The following is a 17,750-nucleotide window of genomic DNA, read 5'->3' on the forward strand; positions in this document are numbered from 1 at the left end:
CGGCGGCACCCCTCTAGTCGGAACTAAGTGACGATACGCAGTGGTTGTTCGATGATCGACTTCAGCTGCTGCAGGAACCGGGCGCCGGTCGCGCCGTCGATCGCGCGGTGATCGGCGGACAGCGTCACCCGCAGGATCTTCCGCACCACGATTTCACCGTCGGCGAGCCGCAATTCGTCGGTGGCCGCCCCGACCGCGAGGATGGCCGCCTCGGGCGGGTTGATGACCGCGGCGAACTGTTCGATACCGAACATGCCCAGGTTCGAGATGGTGAAGGTGCCGCCGGACATTTCGTCGGCACGCAGTCGGCCCGCGCGGGCGCGTTCGGCCTTTTCCACTGTCTCCGCGGCGATTTCGGATACGCCCTTCCGGTCGGCATCCCGGATCACCGGCACGACGAGGCCGGTGGGGATCGCCACCGCGACACCCAGGTGAATACCGTTGTGCCGCAACAGTTTATCTCCGGCGAAGGAGACGTTGACGGCCGGGTCGGTGCGCAGCGTCGCGGCCACCGCCTTGACGATGAGGTCGTTGACGCTGACCTTGCGCTTGCCCGCGCTCTCCAGCGTGGCGTTGACCTCGGCCCGGAAGGCCAGCAGATCGGTCACATCGATGGCGCTGGTCAGATAGAAGTGCGGGGCCTGCTGTTTGCTCTCGGTGAGGCGCTTCGCGGCGACCCGCTGGATATTGCTCAGCGGTTCCTCGGTGTAATCGCCCGCCGGTGCGGCGGATACCGTTGCGGCAGCGGCTGTTCCGTTAAGCGACGTTCCCGGTGGGGTAGCGGCGGTCGGCTGTCCGGCGTCGGTATCCTGGCGCGTGATCGGGCTGCTCGGTATCGATGCGGGTGTGGCCCGGTGCGCCGCCTCGACATCTTGGCGGGTGATACGGCCGCCTGGGCCGGTGCCCCGCACGGTGGCGATATCGATTCCGAGCTCGCCCGCGATCTTGCGCGCAAGCGGGGACGACTTCGGTCGCGCGCCGTTGCCGGGCGAAACGCTCTGCGCGCCAGCGCTTGACGTTGCGTCACCGGTCGATGCCGCAGCTCCGGGCACATCGGCAACGGATGTGTTACCGGCGACGTCATCCGCGCTGAGCGATCCCGCGCTCGCCGAACCGGCAACCGGCGCAGCGGATTTCGCGGCCCCGCTACCATCGCCGACCAATGCGATCGGCGCGCCGATCGCCACCCGGGTTCCGGGTTCGACCAGGATCTGTTCCAGCACCCCGTCGTCGTAGGCCTCCAATTCCATGAGGGCCTTGTCGGTTTCGATTTCGGCCAGCACGTCACCGCGCGCGACCCGGTCGCCGACCTGTTTGAGCCAGGCGGAAACGACGCCGTCCTCCATGGTGTCGGAGAGCCGGGGCATGGTGATTTCGGGCATGGGTGTCCTCCGGATCTCAGCGTCGTTTGCCGACGGCGGCAAGGGTTTCCACGGCGGCGGTGTACAGCGAGTCGGCCGACGGCAGCGCGAGGCGCTCGAGTGGTTTCGCGTAGGGGAGCGGCACCTCGGCCATCGCGACCCGCCGCACCGGCGCGTCGAGGTAGTCGAAGGCGCCGTCGGAGATGGAGGCGGCCACCTCCGCGCCGATGCCGTAGGTGAGCCAGTCGTCCTCGCCGATCACGGCGCAGCCGGTTTTGCGCACCGAGGCGACGATGGTGTCGCGGTCCAGCGGGCGCAGGCTGCGCAGGTCGACGACCTCCGCCGAAATACCTTCCGCGGCGAGCCTTTCGGCGACCTGGGTGCAGACCGTCGCCATGCGCGAGTAGCCGATGAGGGTGATGTCGGTCCCGGTGCGGGTCACCGCGGCCTTGCCGATCTGGGCGGCCGGAAGATCTTCGGGCACTTCGCCTTTGGTGTTGTAGAGCGAAAGGTTCTCCAGGAACAGCACCGGATCGTCGTCGTCGATGGCGGCCTTGAGCAGGGCCCTGGCATCGGCCGGGGTGCTCGGCGCGACCACTTTCAGCCCGGGGACGAACGCGTAGTAGAGCTCGATGTTCTGCGAATGCGTCGCACCCAGCTGCTGTCCGCCGCCACCCGGGGTGCGGATGACCATGGGCACGCTGGTCTGTCCGCCGAACATGCCGTAGATCTTGGCGGCGTGGTTGACGATCTGGTCCAGCGCGAGCAGCGAGAAGTTGATCGTCATGATTTCCACGACCGGGCGCAGGCCGAGCATGGCCGCGCCGATCGCGGCGCCGACGAAACCCTCCTCGGCGATCGGTGTGTCGCGCACCCGCTTTTCGCCGAATTCGGCGAGCAGGCCCGCGGTGATCTTGTAAGAGCCCTCGAAAACGCCGATCTCCTCGCCGATGAGGAAGATATCGTCGTCGCGCCGCATCTCCTCACGGAGGGTTTCGCGCAGCGCTTCCCGATAGGTCATGACAGCCACGGTGATGTAATCCTTTTCAGGCGAAAGCTAGGCGAAGAGTGGGTCGGCGGGCAGGCGGTGGGAATCGCCGGGCACCGGGGTCGCGTAGTTGTAGTCGAACAGACTCGACGGCTCGGGATGCGGGCTGGAATCGGCGAATTCGACCGCGGCGGCGACGCTTTCGGCCACCTCACGCTCGATGTCGGCTGCGGATTCCGCGGTGAGCACGCCGGCGTCGAGCAATTTGGCGTGCCAGATCTCGATCGGATCGTGCGAGCGGGCCGTCGAAACCATATCGCTGCTGCGGTATTTCGCCGGATCGACGACGGAATGTCCCTTCAGCCGGTAGCTCACCGCCTCCAGCAGCGCCGGTTTGCCTTCGCGGCGGGCGGTTTCGATGAGCTCGCTCGCCATATCGCGCACGGCGAGCACATCGGTGCCGTCGACGCGTTCACCGCGCATGCGGTACGCGGCGGCGCGCTTCCACAGATCCGGTTCGGCCGAGGAGCGTTCGACGGTGGTGCCCATGCCGGTCTGGTTGTTGATCACCAGGAATACGATCGGAAGCCGCCACAGCGCCGCGATATTCAGCGATTCGTGGAAGGCGCCGATATTCGTCGTGCCCTCGCCCATCTGGCACACCACCACATCGTCGCCGCCGCGATAGTCGACGGCGAGCGCCGCGCCGATGGCGAGCGGAACCTGGCCGCCGACAATGGCATAGCCGCCGAGCAGTCGGGTCGCGGTGTCGTACATGTGCATCGACCCGCCCCAGCCCTTGGAGGTGCCGGTGGCGCGGCCGTAGAGCTCGGCCATCACCCGGCCGGGTTCGATGCCCTTGGCGAGGGCGTAGCCGTGTTCGCGGTAGTTGGTGAACAGATAGTCGGTGGGGCGCATGGCCGCGCCGAGCCCGACGACGGTGGCCTCCTCGCCCAGATTGAGGTGGCAGTAGCCGCCGATCTTGGCCTGCTGGTAGGCCTGCGCGGTGCGCTCCTCGAAGCGGCGCACGAACAGCATGTCCCGGTACAGGCGCACCAGGGTTTCCGGATCCGTTGCGGTGAGCTGGTTTTCGGCGGCGGCGGGTTTGCCGGACTTACGGGTGGTCTTGCGCGGTGCGGTCGAAGTTGTCACGATCGGTGCTCCTCAACGCTTCTTGCGCGGCGCGACGTGCACGGGCAGGCCCAGCGCGCTGAGCGCGGCCTCCATGCCGATCTCGCCGAGGGTCGGGTGGGCGTGGATGGTGTCGGCCAGTTCGTCGAGGGTGGCCTCCAGCGTGATGGCCAGCGCGCCCTCGGTGATCAGATCACTGGCCGACGGGCCGATGATGTGGACGCCCAGGACCTCCTGATGTTGTTTTCCGGCAACGATTTTCAGGAACCCCTCGGTATCGCCGAAGGTCTTCGAGCGGCCGAGCGCCGCGAACGGGAACCGCGCGGTGATCACCTCGTGGCCCGCCGCCTTCGCCGCGGCCTCGGTGAGCCCGACGCTCGCGATCTCCGGATGGGTGAAGGTGGCCGCCGGGATCGCGGCATAGTCGATCCGGACATCATGTCCGGCAATGACATCCGCCGCGGTGAGGCCCTGATGCGATGCGACGTGCGCGAGCAGCGCGCGGCCGGTCACATCGCCGATCGCGTGCACATGCTCCACGCCGGTGCGTAACTGGTCGTCCACCGGAATGAAACCCCGTGCGTCGGTGACGATTCCGGTCTTCTCCAGATCCAGTTCGGCGGTATTGGGTTTGCGGCCGACCCCGACCAGCGCCACGTCGGCGTCGATCTCCTGCCCCTTCGGGCCCTCGACGGTCACCCGCAGCGCGTCGGTCTGCGCGATCGCGGCGACCGTATGCCCGGTGAGCACGGTGATGCCACGCTTGCTGAACGAGCGGCCGAGCGCCGCGGAGATGTCCTTGTCCTCGGCGGGCACCAACCGGTCCTGCATTTCGACGACGGTCACCCGGCTGCCGAAAGTGGCGAAGAGACTTGCCCATTCGGCGCCCACCGCGCTGCCGCCGACGATGACGATCCGGTCCGGGACCTCGGTGAGGCCGAAGGCGCCGTCGGAGGTGATCACGCCGGGCAGGTCGGCGCCGGGGATGGGCAGGCGCGCGGGTACCGAACCGGTCGCGATGATCACGTCACGCGCGGAGACACTGCGGATGAACTTCCCCGGCGCGGCGGCGTAACGCGGACCGTCGGGCGCGATCGGCGACGGACCCGTCTCGTACAGGTCGACGGTGGTCGGGCCGGTGAATCGGGCGTGGCCCGCCAGCACCGAAACACCGTTGGCCGCAAGCAGTCCCGCGACCCCGTCGGTGAGTTCGGTGACGATACCGTCCTTGCGCCGCCGCACCGCGCCGTAGTCGAAGCGCACATTGTCCGCGAGCACGCCGAATTCGGCGGCATCCCTTACGGTTTGGAAGACCTCGGCGGAACGCAGCATCGCCTTGGTCGGGATGCATCCCCAATTAAGGCACACCCCGCCGGGGCGCTCCTTCTCCACCAGGCCCACCGACAGACCACGCTGCGCGGCGCGGATGGCCGCCACATATCCGCCCGGCCCACCCCGACCACCAGCAGATCGAATTCCGGCACTCGTGGTGCTCCTCAATCTCGAATGATTCATCCGCGCCGAGGTTGTGGCACGGACCATGCCGGAAAAGTCTTTCGCGCCAGAATTGCACACACAATGCCCGAAAGCCCAGGTTTGTGTGACCGAAAATGGGCGCTATGCACAATTTGTACCCGGCGGTAGGACCGACGGTACCGGTCTCAAGCAGTGGTTTCGGGCAAGCGCAGCGCCGTCAGGGCGAGGGTGAGCTCGAGGTAGGCGCGCTGTCCGTCGAGCGGCCTGCCGAGCAGATGGGTGATCCGCTGTAGCCGGTTCAGCACCGTGTTGCGGTGGCAGTGCAGCCGCGCGGCCGCGTGCGCGGCCGAACAGTTCTCGGCCAGCCACGCGGCGAGGGTGTCCAGTAGTACGTCGCGTTCTTTCGCGGGCAATTCGAGCACCGGGCCGAGCAGATGCGCGGTGAGCAGCCGGGTCAGATCGGGGGAGCGCACCAGCAGCGCTTCCGGATAGCGCTCGTCGAGCGAGATCAGCTCGATCGCGTTGTGCGGCAACGTCTCCAGGGCGATGAGTGCCAACTCGTGCGCCGAATCCAGTTGTGCCAGTTGGGCGACCGCGGGCGAGCAGCCGGTGCGGCCGCGGTTGAGCGGGCGCAGCCGGTGCAGCACCGCGCCGGCGTCCCGGTGTTCCAGCGCGACGATGCCGATGGCGGTGTCCACCCTGCTGTGCCAGACCGAACGAATTCCCAAGGCCGCCAACACCGTTTCCGCACCGGGCAGCACCGGTGCGCCGTCGGTCCTCGGCTCGGCCGCCACCACCAGGTAGGCGCCGTGCGCGGGTAGGTCCAGTTCGCGCGCCGCCTGTGCGGCGAAGGTGGCGTCGTGTGCGCGGCCCGCGAGCAGATCCTCGATGAGCGCATGTCTGCGCCGCTCGTCCCGGCGCACCTGTTCGAGCTGGGTATTGCGGTAGGAGGTGGACAGTGCCGACGACAGCCCATCGATCACCGTCCACATGGCGGTGCCGACATCCCTGATCTCCTGCGGTCGCGTCCCGGTGTGCTCCGCATTGTCCAGCAGCGCCTCCCAGATGATCCGGCCGCCGAGCCGGAAGGTGCGCAGCATCGCCTCCAGCGGCACCCCCTGCTCGGCGCGCCGTCGCCCGATGGCCGCGGCAACATCGTCGTGATCCGGGTCGGCGGCGGTGCCGGTCAGCAGGTCGAGGATGCGGGTGAGGTACCGGCGGCAGCCGTCGCGCAGATCCGCGCGCGGTACCGAGGTGTAGTCGTTCCATTCCGGGTTGTCGGTGAATACGGCCGCCATCAGCCGCCTGGTCAGCACCGGAGTCTCGGCGCGGCAGCGTTCGGCGAGCCGCTGGATGCCCGGGGTCGGTGGTGCTGATCGTGGCGTCGCCATTCGTTCGACGCTACCGGGTCACCGCCGCGGCTACGGCCGCGGCGCTCGGCCACGTTTGAAATCCGAACAGTGGGTAAACATTCAGCAGACGGTCTGTTCGATGAGGCGAACCAGGTGGCCGCCAAAATGTGAAACCGCTTGTCGGCCCCCTGTTTCCGGCGCACCCGTCCGGCTCGCGAATTCTCTTCCCGGCGAGCGCTTTTCCCCAATTCAATAGTGCAGTCCCACCGGACCACCCTGGTCTGGACGTTCGACCATCACGAGATCGCTTGTCCGCAGCAACGACGGCTGAGGAGGAAAGACCGTGAGCAGTGTATTGGCCGATATGGATTCGGCACTGAAACGACGGACTACCGATGCGGCACTGCACATCGTGCTGGTGGCGCCACCCTACTTCTCGGTGCCGCCATCCGGATACGGCGGGGTGGAGGCGGTGGTGGCGCAGCTCGCCGACGCGCTGGTGGCGCGCGGTCATCGGGTGACACTGCTCGGGGCAGGGGAGCCGGGCACGCGGGCGCGGTTCATCCCGCTGTGGGAAACCACGCAGGCCGCGGTCCTCGGCGACCCGTTTCCGGAGGTGATGCACGCGCTGAAGGTGCGGCGCTGTGTGCAGCGGCTGGCGACCACCGAGCGTATCGATGTGGTGCACGACCACACGTTCGCCGGTCCGCTGAACGCGCCCGCCTACCGCGCCCTCGGCATCCCGACGGTGATCACCGTGCACGGCCCGGTCGAGGACGGACCCGGCGACTACTACCGCGCGATGGCGGCCAGCGCGCAACTGGTCGCGATCAGCGATCGGCAGCGCTCGCTCGCGCCCGATCTCAACTGGATCGGCCGGGTGCACAACGCCGTCGATCCGGATACCTGGCCGTTCCAGGCCGAAAAGCAGGACTACCTGCTCTTCCTCGGACGCTACGCCCCGTACAAGGGCGCCCATCTCGCATTGCCCGCCGCGCACGCCGCCGGCCGCAGGCTGGTGCTGGCCGCGAAATGCAACGAGCGTCCGGAGCGGGCCTATTTCGACAGCGAGGTCCGGCCGCTGCTCACCTCGTCGGACTGCGTATTCGGCGAGGCCGACGCGGTGTCGAAGCGGCTGCTGCTGTCGCAGGCGCGCTGCCTGCTCTTCCCGATTCGCTGGGAGGAGCCCTTCGGCATGGTGATGATCGAGGCGATGGCCTGCGGCACACCGGTGGTCGCGCTGCGCGGCGGTGCGGTCGCGGAGGTGATCGAGGACGGTGTCACCGGTTTCATCTGCGATGATCCGGCGGAACTGCCCGATGCCATCGCCGCGATCGACAGTATCGATCCGCGCAAATGCCGCCTGCGTGTCGAGCAGTTGTTCAGCATCGACCGGCTCGGTTCCGGTTACGAGGCCGCGTACCGGGCGGCGGTCGTCCGCGCGGACGACGCGATCGAGTTCCCGAAGGTCGATGCCGCCGAATCCCATCTGGCCGGTGCCGTGACGCTGTTGCACGGCGGTGAGCGGAGCAGGCCGTGACCGTGCCGCGGATCTTCAACGCGGGGCCGCCGGTCGGCGTCGGTGGTGGTCATTCGACCATCACCCTGGTCGAGGCCAGCACGTTCTGCCTGTCCGACCAGCACGGCGATATCCACCCCGGCGGCACGCTCGGGCTGTTCTACCGGGACGCGCGGGTGCTGTCGCGCTGGGCGTTGACTGTCGACGGGCATCCGGTGGAGCAGCTCAGCGTGCAGGCCTCGGAGGCGTTCGACGCCCGTTTCCTGCTCCGCCTGCCGCCCCGGCCGGGACTGGCCGACAGCACGGTGCTGATCGAGCGGCACCGCCGGGTGGGCGGCGGCCTGGAGGAGACGCTCACGGTGCACAACCTGGGCGGCGAGGACACCGCGCTGACGCTGACCATTCACATCGACGCCGATTTCGCCGATCTGTTCTCGGTGAAGGAGGGCCGCAGCAAACACGGCACCGCCGAGGTGGCGGTGGCCGGCGACGAGCTGCATCTGACCGCGCACGCGGATCCGGGACGCGGGCTGGTGGTCACCGCCAACGGTGACCCGATGGTGCTGCCCGGCACCCTGAACTGGCGCGCGGTCGTGCCGTCCCGCGGCAACTGGTCGGCGACGGTGCGGGCACAGCCGGTGGTCGGGCATCAGCGCACCCAGGTGACGCAGGCGCCCGCCGACGGTCCGGCGGGCCGGATCACCGCGTGGCGGGCCACCGCGACCGATCTCACCGCGACCGATCCCGGTCTGGCGCATATGTTGCGGCACACCGAGAGCGATCTCGGCGCGCTGCGGATCGAAAGTCACGACGGTCTTTCGTCTTTCGTCGCGGCGGGCGCGCCGTGGTTCATGACGCTGTTCGGCCGCGACAGCCTGCTGACCTCGTGGATGGCGCTGCTGCTCGATCGCGGCCTGGCCATGGGCACGCTGCGCAGATTGGCGAAACTACAAGGCAAAGAGGTCAATCCGGTGACCGAGGAGGAGCCGGGCCGGATCATGCACGAGATGCGGCGCGGCCCGGCGGGCGATCAGGTGCTCGGCGGCACGGTGTATTACGGCTCGGCCGACGCGACGCCGCTGTTCCTGATGCTGCTGGCCGAATGCCGGAGATGGGGTGCGCCCGACGACGCGGTGCGCGACCTGCTGCCCGCCGCGGATGCCGCGCTGGATTGGATCGAGCACTTCGGCGACGCGGACGGCGACGGCTTCGTCGAATATCACCGGAAAACCGATCGGGGACTGTCGAATCAGGGCTGGAAGGACAGCTTCGACGCGATCAACGACGCCGCGGGCGACCTCGCCCATCCGCCGATCGCGCTGTGCGAGGTGCAGGGCTATGTGTACGCGGCGTGGCTGGCCCGCGCCGAATTGGCGGAGGCCTTCGGCGATTCCCGCGTCGCGCAGCGCTCGCGCGCCGCGGCGGCCGAGCTGAAGCGAAAGTTCAACGAGGCCTTTTGGATACCCGAAAAGGGGTGGTATGCAATGGCTTTGGATCGCGACAAACGACCGGTCGACGCGCTGGCCAGCAATGCGGCGCACTGCCTGTGGACCGGAATCATCGACGACGAGCACGCGGGCGAACTGGTCGCCGCCATGGCCGATCCGGCGATGGACAGCGGGTTCGGGTTGCGCACCTTGGCAATCGGCATGGGCGCGTACAACCCGATGAGTTACCACAACGGTTCGGTCTGGCCGCACGACACCGCGATCGCGGTGGCCGGTCTGCTGCGCTACCGGCATATTCCGGGGGCGCTCGCCCTCGCCGAGAAGCTGACCGGCGGCATCGTCGCCGCCGCGCTCGCCTTCGACGGCAGACCGCCGGAGTTGTTCTGCGGCTTCGCCAGAGAGCAGTTCCCGGCGCCGATTCCGTATCCGACGTCGTGTTCCCCGCAGGCCTGGGCCAGCGCCGCGCCACTGCTGCTCGTCCGGTCCTTTCTCGGGTTGGCGCCGGATGTGCCGCGGCGGACGCTCACCGTCGCGCCGCGCATCCCGGCGGACTGGGGCAGGCTCGTCCTGACCGATCTGCGGCTCGGTCCGGTGACCGTGCGCATCGAGGCCGAGGGCACCGACCTGCTGGTGCGCGGCCTGCCCGACGACTGGACGTTGGACGAGCCGGGCGCCCGTACCGACGAGCCGGTATACGTATCGGTCGGGGAGTCCTGAATTCCATTTGTCTTCGAGCGCAACACGATTGGATCCGAGTATGACGGGTATGCCAGTACTGTCGGCAACCGCGGGTCGCCGTCACCGTCAACGGCGACGAGATCTCAACGGCGAGATCTGGGTCGGTGCACCCGCGGTCGAGGTGCGGCACATGACATCACCGCGCGGATCGTGTACACCGGTGACGTGCCATCCTTCGAGGTTCGACCGGGAGTTCGGTTTTGGCGCGCGGGGTGAGCACACTCGTTGTGATCCGGGGAAATTCGGCATCCGGAAAGTCGACGGTCGCCGCGGCGACGCAGCGCAGGTTCGCCCGTGGGCGATGCGTTGTCATCCCGCAGGACGTGGTGCGCAGGCAGATGGTTCGCGAGGCGGACCGGTCCGGCGGATTCAATATCGAGTTGATCGAACATATTGCGGCGCTGTGCCTTTCGCGCGGACTGGTGGTGATCGTCGAGGGCATCCTCGATGCCAGGCGATACGGTGCGATGCTGGAGCGGCTGGCCGCCGCCGCGCGGGCCGCGCTGTTCTACAGCTTCGATCTGACCTTCGAGGAAACCCTGCTGCGGCACGCCGGACGCCCGCAGTCGGCCACCATTCCGGAATCGCAGATGGCGCTGTGGTTCCACGGCTGGCAGCCGCTGTCCTTCGTCGGCGAGACCAGGATCGAGAGCAACTGGACCGTCGAGGACACCGTCGACCGGATCTGCCGCGATATCCGCGCGGCCCGCAGGTCCGGCGGGGTCCGGTCCTCGGAACGGGCCTGAAAAGCGAAGCGGCTCATCGGAAATCCGCCACCGAGGCGTGCAGCGCCGCCCTGGCGGCATCGATCGCCGGATGTGCGCCGGTGCCGCGCCGATACGCCAGATGCGTTCTGCGCCTTGTCCGCAGCGGTGTCAGGGTGACGCCGGGCGGCGGTTCGAGGGCGCCGAGGCCCGGTACCAGCGCCACGCCCTGACCGGCGGCGACCAGTGCGAGCACGGTGCCGAAATCGTCGGCGTGATGGCGGATCCGCGGCGTGAATCCGGCGGCCTGGCAGGCCCGTACCGTCATGGTGTGACAGAGCGTGCCGGGTGTGCTTGCGATCCAGGGGCTTTCCCGTCGCGTATCGAGGGATCCATCGGAAAGCGCCGCCAGATAGACGGTTTCGGTCAGCAGCGGTTCGGTGTCGAGCGCCGGATCGGGTTCGACCGGCACGTAGTCGTACTCCTGGACCAGCGCGACATCGAGCGTCCCGGCCCGCAGCGCACCCGGTGCGAGCACCGGATCCAGTTCGGAGACGAACAGTTCCAGGCGCGGATGCGCGGTGCTCAACGCCACCAGGGCGGGGGAGAGGATGGTGCGCACCGCGGTGGGGAATACGCCGATCCGCAGATGTCCGGTGAGTTCGTCGCCGGTGAGTTCGGCGGCGGCCTGTTCCAGCACGGCCAGAATGGTTTCCGCGTGCGCGACCAGCCGGTGCGCGGCCGGGGTGAGCGTCACCCGGCGGCCGGTGCGCTCCAGCAGCGGCGTACCCGCCTCGCGTTCCAGCGCGGTGAGTTGCTGGGATACCGCCGACGGAGTGTAGTTGAGCGCCTCGGCCACCGCGGCGATCGTCTCCCGGTGGGCCAGTTCGCGCAGCAGGCGCAGTTTCCGGACATCGAGCATTACCTCAGCTTATGCTCAGCGGCAGAAATGTGAACTGGACCTGAAGCTTTTCGCGCGCGAACCTGGAACCATGACGCTCGCAGGCCTTTTCATCCCCCTGATCACGCCGTTCACCGCGGGCGGTGACCTCGCCACCGACGCGCTGGAGCGGCTCGCGCACGAGGTACTGGCCGACGGCGCCACCGGCATCGTCGCCCTCGGCACCACCGGCGAACCGGCGACGCTCACCGCCGACGAACGGGAGACGGTCATCCGGATCTGCGCGAACGTGTGCCGGGAACACAACGCGCCCTTGATCGTCGGCACCGGATCCAACTCCACCGCGGCCTCACACGCGGCGCTGCGCGACCTCGATCCGGGGCTCACCGCCGCGCTGACCGTCGTCCCCTACTACACCCGGCCGTCGGAGGCCGGTGTGCTCGCGCATTTCCGCAGCCTCGCGGCAACCAGCCCGATACCGCTGATCGTCTACAACATTCCGTACCGCACCGGACGCACGCTCGGCGCGGATACCCTTGTCGCCCTTGCCGAAACGCCGAATATCATCGGCGTAAAGCAGGCCGTCGGCGCGATCGACGAAACCACGATCGAGCTGATGCGTAGGCGCCCAGCCGATTTCGCGGTGCTGGCCGGTGACGACCTGTTCATCGCTCCGCTGCTGGCCCTCGGCGCGGCGGGCGGCATTCTCGCCTCCGCCGCCGTCGCGACCGCGGAGTTCGCCGACCTGATCGCGCTGTGGCACAAGGGGTCCATCGATGCGGCGCGCGCCATCGGACACCGCCTCAGCGCGCTGTCGTCCGCGTTGTTCGCCGAACCGAACCCGACGGTCATCAAATCGGTACTCGCCGCACTGGGTCGAATTCCCAGCCCGGCCGTCCGGCTGCCATTGTTACCGGCCGGCGAATCGGCCACGATGGCCGCGCTCGCACTCGCCGACGAATTTCCGCCAGCGCAGAAGTTCCGAATTCACTAGAGAAATAGCGAAAGTGGTGGAACGCTTAAGCGGTGACATCACCTCCGGATATAGCGGCGGCGGGCCCAGACCCGTCGACCGACAAACTCGACCCCGCGGTCCTCAAGGTCGCGGGTGTGGTCGTACTGGGTGCGATCATGTCGATTCTGGACATCAGCGTGGTCATCATCGCGCTGCCGACCTTCCAAACCGAGTTCAACACCACGACCGCCATCGCGGCGTGGACGATGACCGCGTACACCCTGGCGTTGGCCACGGTCATCCCGCTGACGGGTTGGGCGGCGGACCGATTTGGCACCAAGCGCCTGTACATGCTGGCGCTGACCTTCTTCGTACTCGGTTCGGTGCTGTGTAGTACCGCATGGAATATCGAGTCGCTCATCGCTTTTCGCGTTGTCCAGGGTTTGGGCGGCGGCATGCTGATGCCGCTGGGCATGACGATCATGACCCATGCGGCGGGTCCGCAGCGGATCGGCCGCGTGATGGCCGTACTCGGCGTGCCGATGCTGCTCGGCCCGATCTCGGGCCCGATCCTCGGCGGCTGGCTGATCGGCTTCCACTGGGCCGACGGGCACAATATGTGGCAGCTGATCTTCCTGATCAACGTGCCGATCGGCATCATCGCACTCCTGCTCGCCTACATCGTCTTTCCGTCCGACCGGCCCGAGCCGTCGGAATCCTTCGACTTCCTCGGCATGCTGTTGGCCTCACCCGGCCTCGCGCTGTTCCTGTACGGCGTCTCGTCGATACCCGGCGAGGGCAGGGTGATCGCGCCGAAGGTCTTGATACCGGCCGCCATCGGCCTCGCGCTCATGGTGGCGTTCGTGTTCCACGCGCTGCGCACCAAACATCCGCTGATCGACCTACACCTGTTCCGGAACAAGGCGCTGACCTTCGCGGTGCTCACCATGGTGCTGTTCGCGACCGCCTTCTTCGGCGCCGGTGTGCTGCTGCCGAACTACATCCAGCAGGTGCGCGGTGAGACGCCGGTGATGACCGGTGTGCTGCTGATACCGCAGGGTCTCGGCGCGATGCTCACCATGCCCATCGGCGGCAAACTGGTCGACAAGATCGGTCCCGGCAAGGTCGTGCTCAGCGGACTCACGGTGATCGCGGTGAGCTCGGCCTTCTTCACCCAGCTGAAATCGGATACCCCGTATCCGATGATTCTGTCCGCGCTGTTCGTGATGGGTCTCGGCATGGGCTGCACCATGATGCCGACCATGACCGCGGCCATCCAGACGCTGACCCATGAGCAGGTGGCGCGCGGATCGACGCTGATGAACATCATCAACCAGACCGGCAGTTCGATCGGTACCGCGACCATCTCGGTGGTGCTGACGAACAACCTGAAACATCAGGAGTTGGCCGGCCCGGCGATGGTGGCGCTGAAGGATCCGGCGTTCGCGGCGAAACTGCATCTGCCGCCGCAGGCGATCGAGCTCGGATTGAGCCAGGCGGCAACGGCTTTCGCGCACACCTACGTGGTCGCCGTGGTTCTGATCGTGTTGACGCTGATCCCGGCGTTCCTGCTGCCGCGGACCAAGCCGAAGGCGCCCGCGCAGGACGCCGCGGCGGCCATGGTGCACTGACACACCGAATTCGATGAGGTCCGGCGGCTGCCGCGGCAGCCGCCGGACTCATTTGATGCGTCTGACGTATCGGTCGATGCCCAGATGGTGTTGGACAGGCATCAGTCGGCCGAAATAGCCTGCTGACAGGCCAGGTGATGTGACTCGAACCACATCCGGCGTCGACAGGAGGACCGACGATGACGCAACGAATCCTCGTCACCGGGGCCGCAGGCGGGATCGGCACGCTGATGCGGCCGCGGCTGGCCCGGCCCGATCGCGTACTGCGCCTACTCGACCTGCGGCCGCTGCCGCCCGCCGGGCCCGGCGAGGCCGTCGAACTCGTCACGGGTTCACTGACCGATCCGGTGACGATCGCGGCCGCCTGCCGGGACGTCGACGCGATCATCCACCTCGGCGGCATCAGTCGCGAGGACAGCTGGGATCGCATCGTCGCCGCCAATATCGACGGCACGCATACGGTGCTGGAGGCGGCCAGGCAGGCCGGGATATCCCGGATCGTGCTCGCATCGAGCAACCACGCCGCCGGATTCGCCGAAATCGGCGCGGAAAAGGTTGCCGGAGAAGCGTTTCCGCGGCCGGACACCTACTACGGGGTGAGCAAGGCCGCCGTCGAGGCGCTGGGCAGCCTCTATCACTCCCGATTCGGCATGGACGTGATCTGCGTGCGGATCGGTTCCTGTTTCGAGCGCCCGGCCGATCTGCGCGGACTGTCCATGTGGCTGTCGCCGGACGACTGCGCCCGGCTGCTCGAGGCCTGCCTCGCCGCGAAAAGTCCCGGCTACCAGGTGATCTGGGGTGTTTCGCCGAATACCCGCGCGGTGGTCTCGCTGCGCGAGGCCGAGGCGCTCGGCTATCGCGGCGTCGACGACGCCGAACGCTTCGCCGCCGAGATCGACACCGATCCGGCGAATGCGCCGAAATATATCGGCGGGCCGTTCTGCGATACCCCGCTGGGTAAACCCAACCCACTCTGAAACGCATTGCGCGATACCGAGAACGAATCGTATTTCCGCGCAATCATCGTCCCCGCGCATGTGACGCTGGGAATCTCCGCTAGACCGCGAAAGAAGCGCAGCACCATGCAGTACAAATCGACGGTGTCGGCTCTCGGCGCCGATGTTCGTTTCCTCTATTTCTTCGGCGCGCTCGGCGGCATCCTTTTCGGCTACGACCTGGGCGTGATTTCCGGGGTGCTGCTGTTCATCAAGGATCAATGGCACCTGACCTCGTTCACCAAGGGCGTGATCGGCGGATGTCTCGCCGCGGGCGCGATATTCGGCGCCGCCGCGGCCGGGCGCATCACCGACCGGCTCGGCAGGCGGCGCACCATCATGATCGCCGCCGCGGTATTCGCGGTCGGCGCCATCGGCTGTGCGCTCGCGCCGAATGTCGCGGTGCTGGTGGTCGCCCGGTTCATCACCGGTATCGCGGTGGGCTGCTCGTCCGCGACGGTGCCGACCTATCTGTCCGAGCTGGCGCCGACCCGGGCCCGCGGTGCGCTGTCCACGCTGAACCAGCTGATGATCGTTTCCGGAATCCTGTTGGCCTACATAGTGGATTGGGCGCTGTCCGGCTCCGGGAACTGGCGGCTGATGTTCGGGCTTGCCGCGGTTCCGGCGGTGGTGTTGCTCGCGGGCATGTCGGTGCTGCCGGAGACGCCGCGCTGGCTGGTGCAGGCGGGAATGGTGGAGCAGGCGCGCGGCGTGCTCGCCGGAACCCATCGCGCCGACGAGGTGGACGCCGAAATCGACAGCATTCGCACGGTGATTCGATTGGACGCCGAACGGAAGGGCCGGCTGCGCGATCTGCTGATGCCGTGGGCGAAACCGGCGCTGCTCGTCGCGCTCATTCTGGCCGTCGGGCAGCAGTTCTCCGGTGTCAACGCGGTAAACCTCTACGCGCCGACGATGTTCACCGATCTCGGCTTCGGCAATTCGACCTCGCTGCTCGCCTCGATCGTGCTCGGCGTGATCAAGGTGGCGTTCACCGCGTGGGTGATCTTCATGGTCGACCGGTGGGGCCGTAAACCGCTGCTGCTGCTCGGCAATGTCTGCATGGCGCTTTCACTGTTCCTGCTCGGCCTGGTGGTGCTCACCGTGCACAACCACACCGTCACCGGTTTGACGACGCTGATCCTGCTCAACGTCTATCTCGCCGGATACGAACTCGGTTGGGGTGCGGTGGTTTGGGTGATGATGGCCGAGATCTTCCCGCTGCGCGTCCGCGGCGTCGGCATGGGTGTCGGCAGCGTGGTGCTCTGGGCGTCCACCTTCGCCATCACCTTCCTCTTCCCGGTGATGAACGACCATCTGGGACTTGCCCATTCGGCGTGGGTGTTCGGCGCGGTGAGCGTGCTGCTGTACTTCCTGGTGCAGCGGTTCGTGCCGGAGACGAAGGGACGCAGCCTGGAACAGATCGAGCTGGAGCTGCGGGCGCGCGTCGGCGGCCATGCGGCGCAGGCGAAGTGAGGGTGTAGCGGGTGATCGTGTACGTGTCGAATGCGGAAAGCCGCGCGATCTCGGTGCTGCGGCTGACCGCAACGGGTGAGTTGATTCCGCTGTCCGCCACCGATGTCGGTGGGAAGGTGATGCCGCTCGCGGTCGCCCCGGATCGCCGGTATTTATATGCCGGGCTGCGGTCGGAGCCGTATGAGGTGGTGGTGCTCACCATCGATCGGGCATCGGGGGAGTTGCGGGTTGTTTCGCGAAATCCGTTGCCGGACAATATGGCCTACCTCGCGACCGATCGGTCCGGGCGGTATCTGCTCGGCGCGTCGTACACGGGCGGCCGGATCGCGGTGTGCCCGATCGATGGTGCGGCGGTGGGTGCGGCGGTCGCGGTGGTCGCGACGCCGCCGCACGCGCATTCGATCGTCGCCGATCCGTCGAATCGCCACCTGCTGGTCGGTGCGCTCGGTGGTGACGTGATCCTGCGATATCGATTCGACGAAGGTCTCGTCCACGGTGAGCCGACCGCTACGCCGACGAAATCCGGTGCGGGACCACGACATATCGTCTTCCACCCGAACGGGCGCGTCGTATTCGTCTCGAACGAACTCGACGGCACGGTGAACGGCTACCTGTTCGATGCCGGTGTATTGACCGAGACCGCGTCGGCATCGGTGCTGCCGCCCGGCCATGCCTCGGCATGGACATCCGATCTGCACATCACCCCCGACGGCCGGTATCTCTATGTGGCCGACCGCAATTCGAGCACACTGGCCGGATTCCGGGTGGACGGCGCGACGGGCGGGCTGGAACCGATCGGGTATACGCCCACCGAAACGCGGCCGCGCGGTTTCGCCATCGATCCCGGCGGGCGCTACCTCGTCGTCGCGGGCCAGCTGTCGGGGCAGGTGACGAGCTACGCCATCGGCGGCGACGGCGCGCTGCGGGCCGTCGGCCGCTGCCGGGTCGGCGACGATCCGAACTGGGTCGAGATCGTCGATCTCGCGTCATGACGCTCGATACCCACCCGGTATCGGACGATGCGGAAATGGCGTTGGACGAGTATCACTTCGGCGGCATAGCCTGCGATTACGCC

General features: G+C 67.5%; 14 protein-coding genes. 8 read left to right on the forward strand and 6 right to left on the reverse strand.

What is annotated here, in order from left to right; genetic code table 11:
* Positions 1-23 precede the first annotated feature (23 nt).
* The 5 genes from F5544_RS19055 to F5544_RS19075 form a co-directional block, all read right to left on the reverse strand.
* A complete protein-coding gene (locus F5544_RS19055; RefSeq protein WP_174867363.1) occupies positions 24-1,382 on the reverse strand; it encodes a dihydrolipoamide acetyltransferase family protein in 1,359 nt (452 codons plus the stop codon).
* A 16-nt stretch (positions 1,383-1,398) separates the two neighbouring features.
* Positions 1,399-2,382: an alpha-ketoacid dehydrogenase subunit beta gene (locus tag F5544_RS19060; protein WP_203217603.1), complete on the reverse strand. Its 984-nt coding sequence runs from the start codon at positions 2,380-2,382 to the stop codon at positions 1,399-1,401.
* Positions 2,383-2,418: 36 nt separating this feature from the next.
* A complete protein-coding gene (pdhA, locus tag F5544_RS19065) occupies positions 2,419-3,501 on the reverse strand; it encodes a pyruvate dehydrogenase (acetyl-transferring) E1 component subunit alpha (RefSeq protein WP_167474431.1) in 1,083 nt (360 codons plus the stop codon).
* Between the two features lie 12 nt (positions 3,502-3,513).
* The gene (gene lpdA / locus F5544_RS19070) at positions 3,514-4,980 is read right to left on the reverse strand and encodes a dihydrolipoyl dehydrogenase (protein WP_238847329.1); all 1,467 of its coding nucleotides are present in this window, start codon (positions 4,978-4,980) and stop codon (positions 3,514-3,516) included.
* A 161-nt stretch (positions 4,981-5,141) separates the two neighbouring features.
* The gene (locus F5544_RS19075; RefSeq protein WP_167474432.1) at positions 5,142-6,347 is read right to left on the reverse strand and encodes a PucR family transcriptional regulator; all 1,206 of its coding nucleotides are present in this window, start codon (positions 6,345-6,347) and stop codon (positions 5,142-5,144) included.
* Positions 6,348-6,672: 325 nt separating this feature from the next.
* On the opposite strand from F5544_RS19075, the gene F5544_RS19080 reads away from it, so the two are divergent.
* From F5544_RS19080 to F5544_RS19090, 3 genes are all read left to right on the forward strand, one after another.
* Complete coding sequence (locus tag F5544_RS19080) at positions 6,673-7,848, forward strand: glycosyltransferase family 4 protein (RefSeq protein WP_167479324.1); 1,176 nt, start codon at positions 6,673-6,675, stop codon at positions 7,846-7,848.
* Positions 7,845-9,992, forward strand: coding sequence for an amylo-alpha-1,6-glucosidase (locus tag F5544_RS19085; protein ID WP_167474433.1), 2,148 nt, complete (start codon positions 7,845-7,847; stop codon positions 9,990-9,992). The genes F5544_RS19080 and F5544_RS19085 overlap by 4 nt, the downstream gene beginning before the upstream one ends.
* 233 nt (positions 9,993-10,225) lie before the next feature.
* Positions 10,226-10,759 (forward strand): AAA family ATPase, encoded by a 534-nt coding sequence (locus tag F5544_RS19090; RefSeq protein ID WP_167474434.1) that lies wholly within the window; start codon positions 10,226-10,228, stop codon positions 10,757-10,759.
* A gap of 13 nt (positions 10,760-10,772) precedes the next feature.
* On the opposite strand, the gene F5544_RS19095 is transcribed toward F5544_RS19090, so the two are convergent.
* Positions 10,773-11,639, reverse strand: coding sequence for a LysR family transcriptional regulator (locus F5544_RS19095; RefSeq protein ID WP_167474435.1), 867 nt, complete (start codon positions 11,637-11,639; stop codon positions 10,773-10,775).
* A 70-nt stretch (positions 11,640-11,709) separates the two neighbouring features.
* On the opposite strand from F5544_RS19095, the gene dapA reads away from it, so the two are divergent.
* The 5 genes from dapA to F5544_RS19120 all read left to right on the forward strand — a co-directional run bounded on the left by dapA (position 11,710) and on the right by F5544_RS19120 (position 17,667).
* A complete protein-coding gene (gene dapA, locus F5544_RS19100; protein ID WP_167474436.1) occupies positions 11,710-12,612 on the forward strand; it encodes a 4-hydroxy-tetrahydrodipicolinate synthase in 903 nt (300 codons plus the stop codon).
* A 32-nt stretch (positions 12,613-12,644) separates the two neighbouring features.
* Positions 12,645-14,204, forward strand: coding sequence for a DHA2 family efflux MFS transporter permease subunit (locus F5544_RS19105; RefSeq protein ID WP_167474437.1), 1,560 nt, complete (start codon positions 12,645-12,647; stop codon positions 14,202-14,204).
* 179 nt (positions 14,205-14,383) lie between these two features.
* Positions 14,384-15,181: an NAD-dependent epimerase/dehydratase family protein gene (locus F5544_RS19110; RefSeq protein WP_167474438.1), complete on the forward strand. Its 798-nt coding sequence runs from the start codon at positions 14,384-14,386 to the stop codon at positions 15,179-15,181.
* A gap of 105 nt (positions 15,182-15,286) precedes the next feature.
* The gene (locus F5544_RS19115) at positions 15,287-16,675 is read left to right on the forward strand and encodes a sugar porter family MFS transporter (protein WP_167474439.1); all 1,389 of its coding nucleotides are present in this window, start codon (positions 15,287-15,289) and stop codon (positions 16,673-16,675) included.
* Positions 16,676-16,686: 11 nt separating this feature from the next.
* Positions 16,687-17,667 carry a lactonase family protein gene (locus F5544_RS19120; protein ID WP_167474440.1) on the forward strand — a complete coding sequence of 327 codons (981 nt, stop codon included), beginning with the start codon at positions 16,687-16,689 and terminating at the stop codon, positions 17,665-17,667.
* The last annotated feature ends 83 nt before the right edge of the window (positions 17,668-17,750 follow it).

Source organism: Nocardia arthritidis, from assembly GCF_011801145.1.
GTDB lineage: Bacteria > Actinomycetota > Actinomycetes > Mycobacteriales > Mycobacteriaceae > Nocardia > Nocardia arthritidis_A.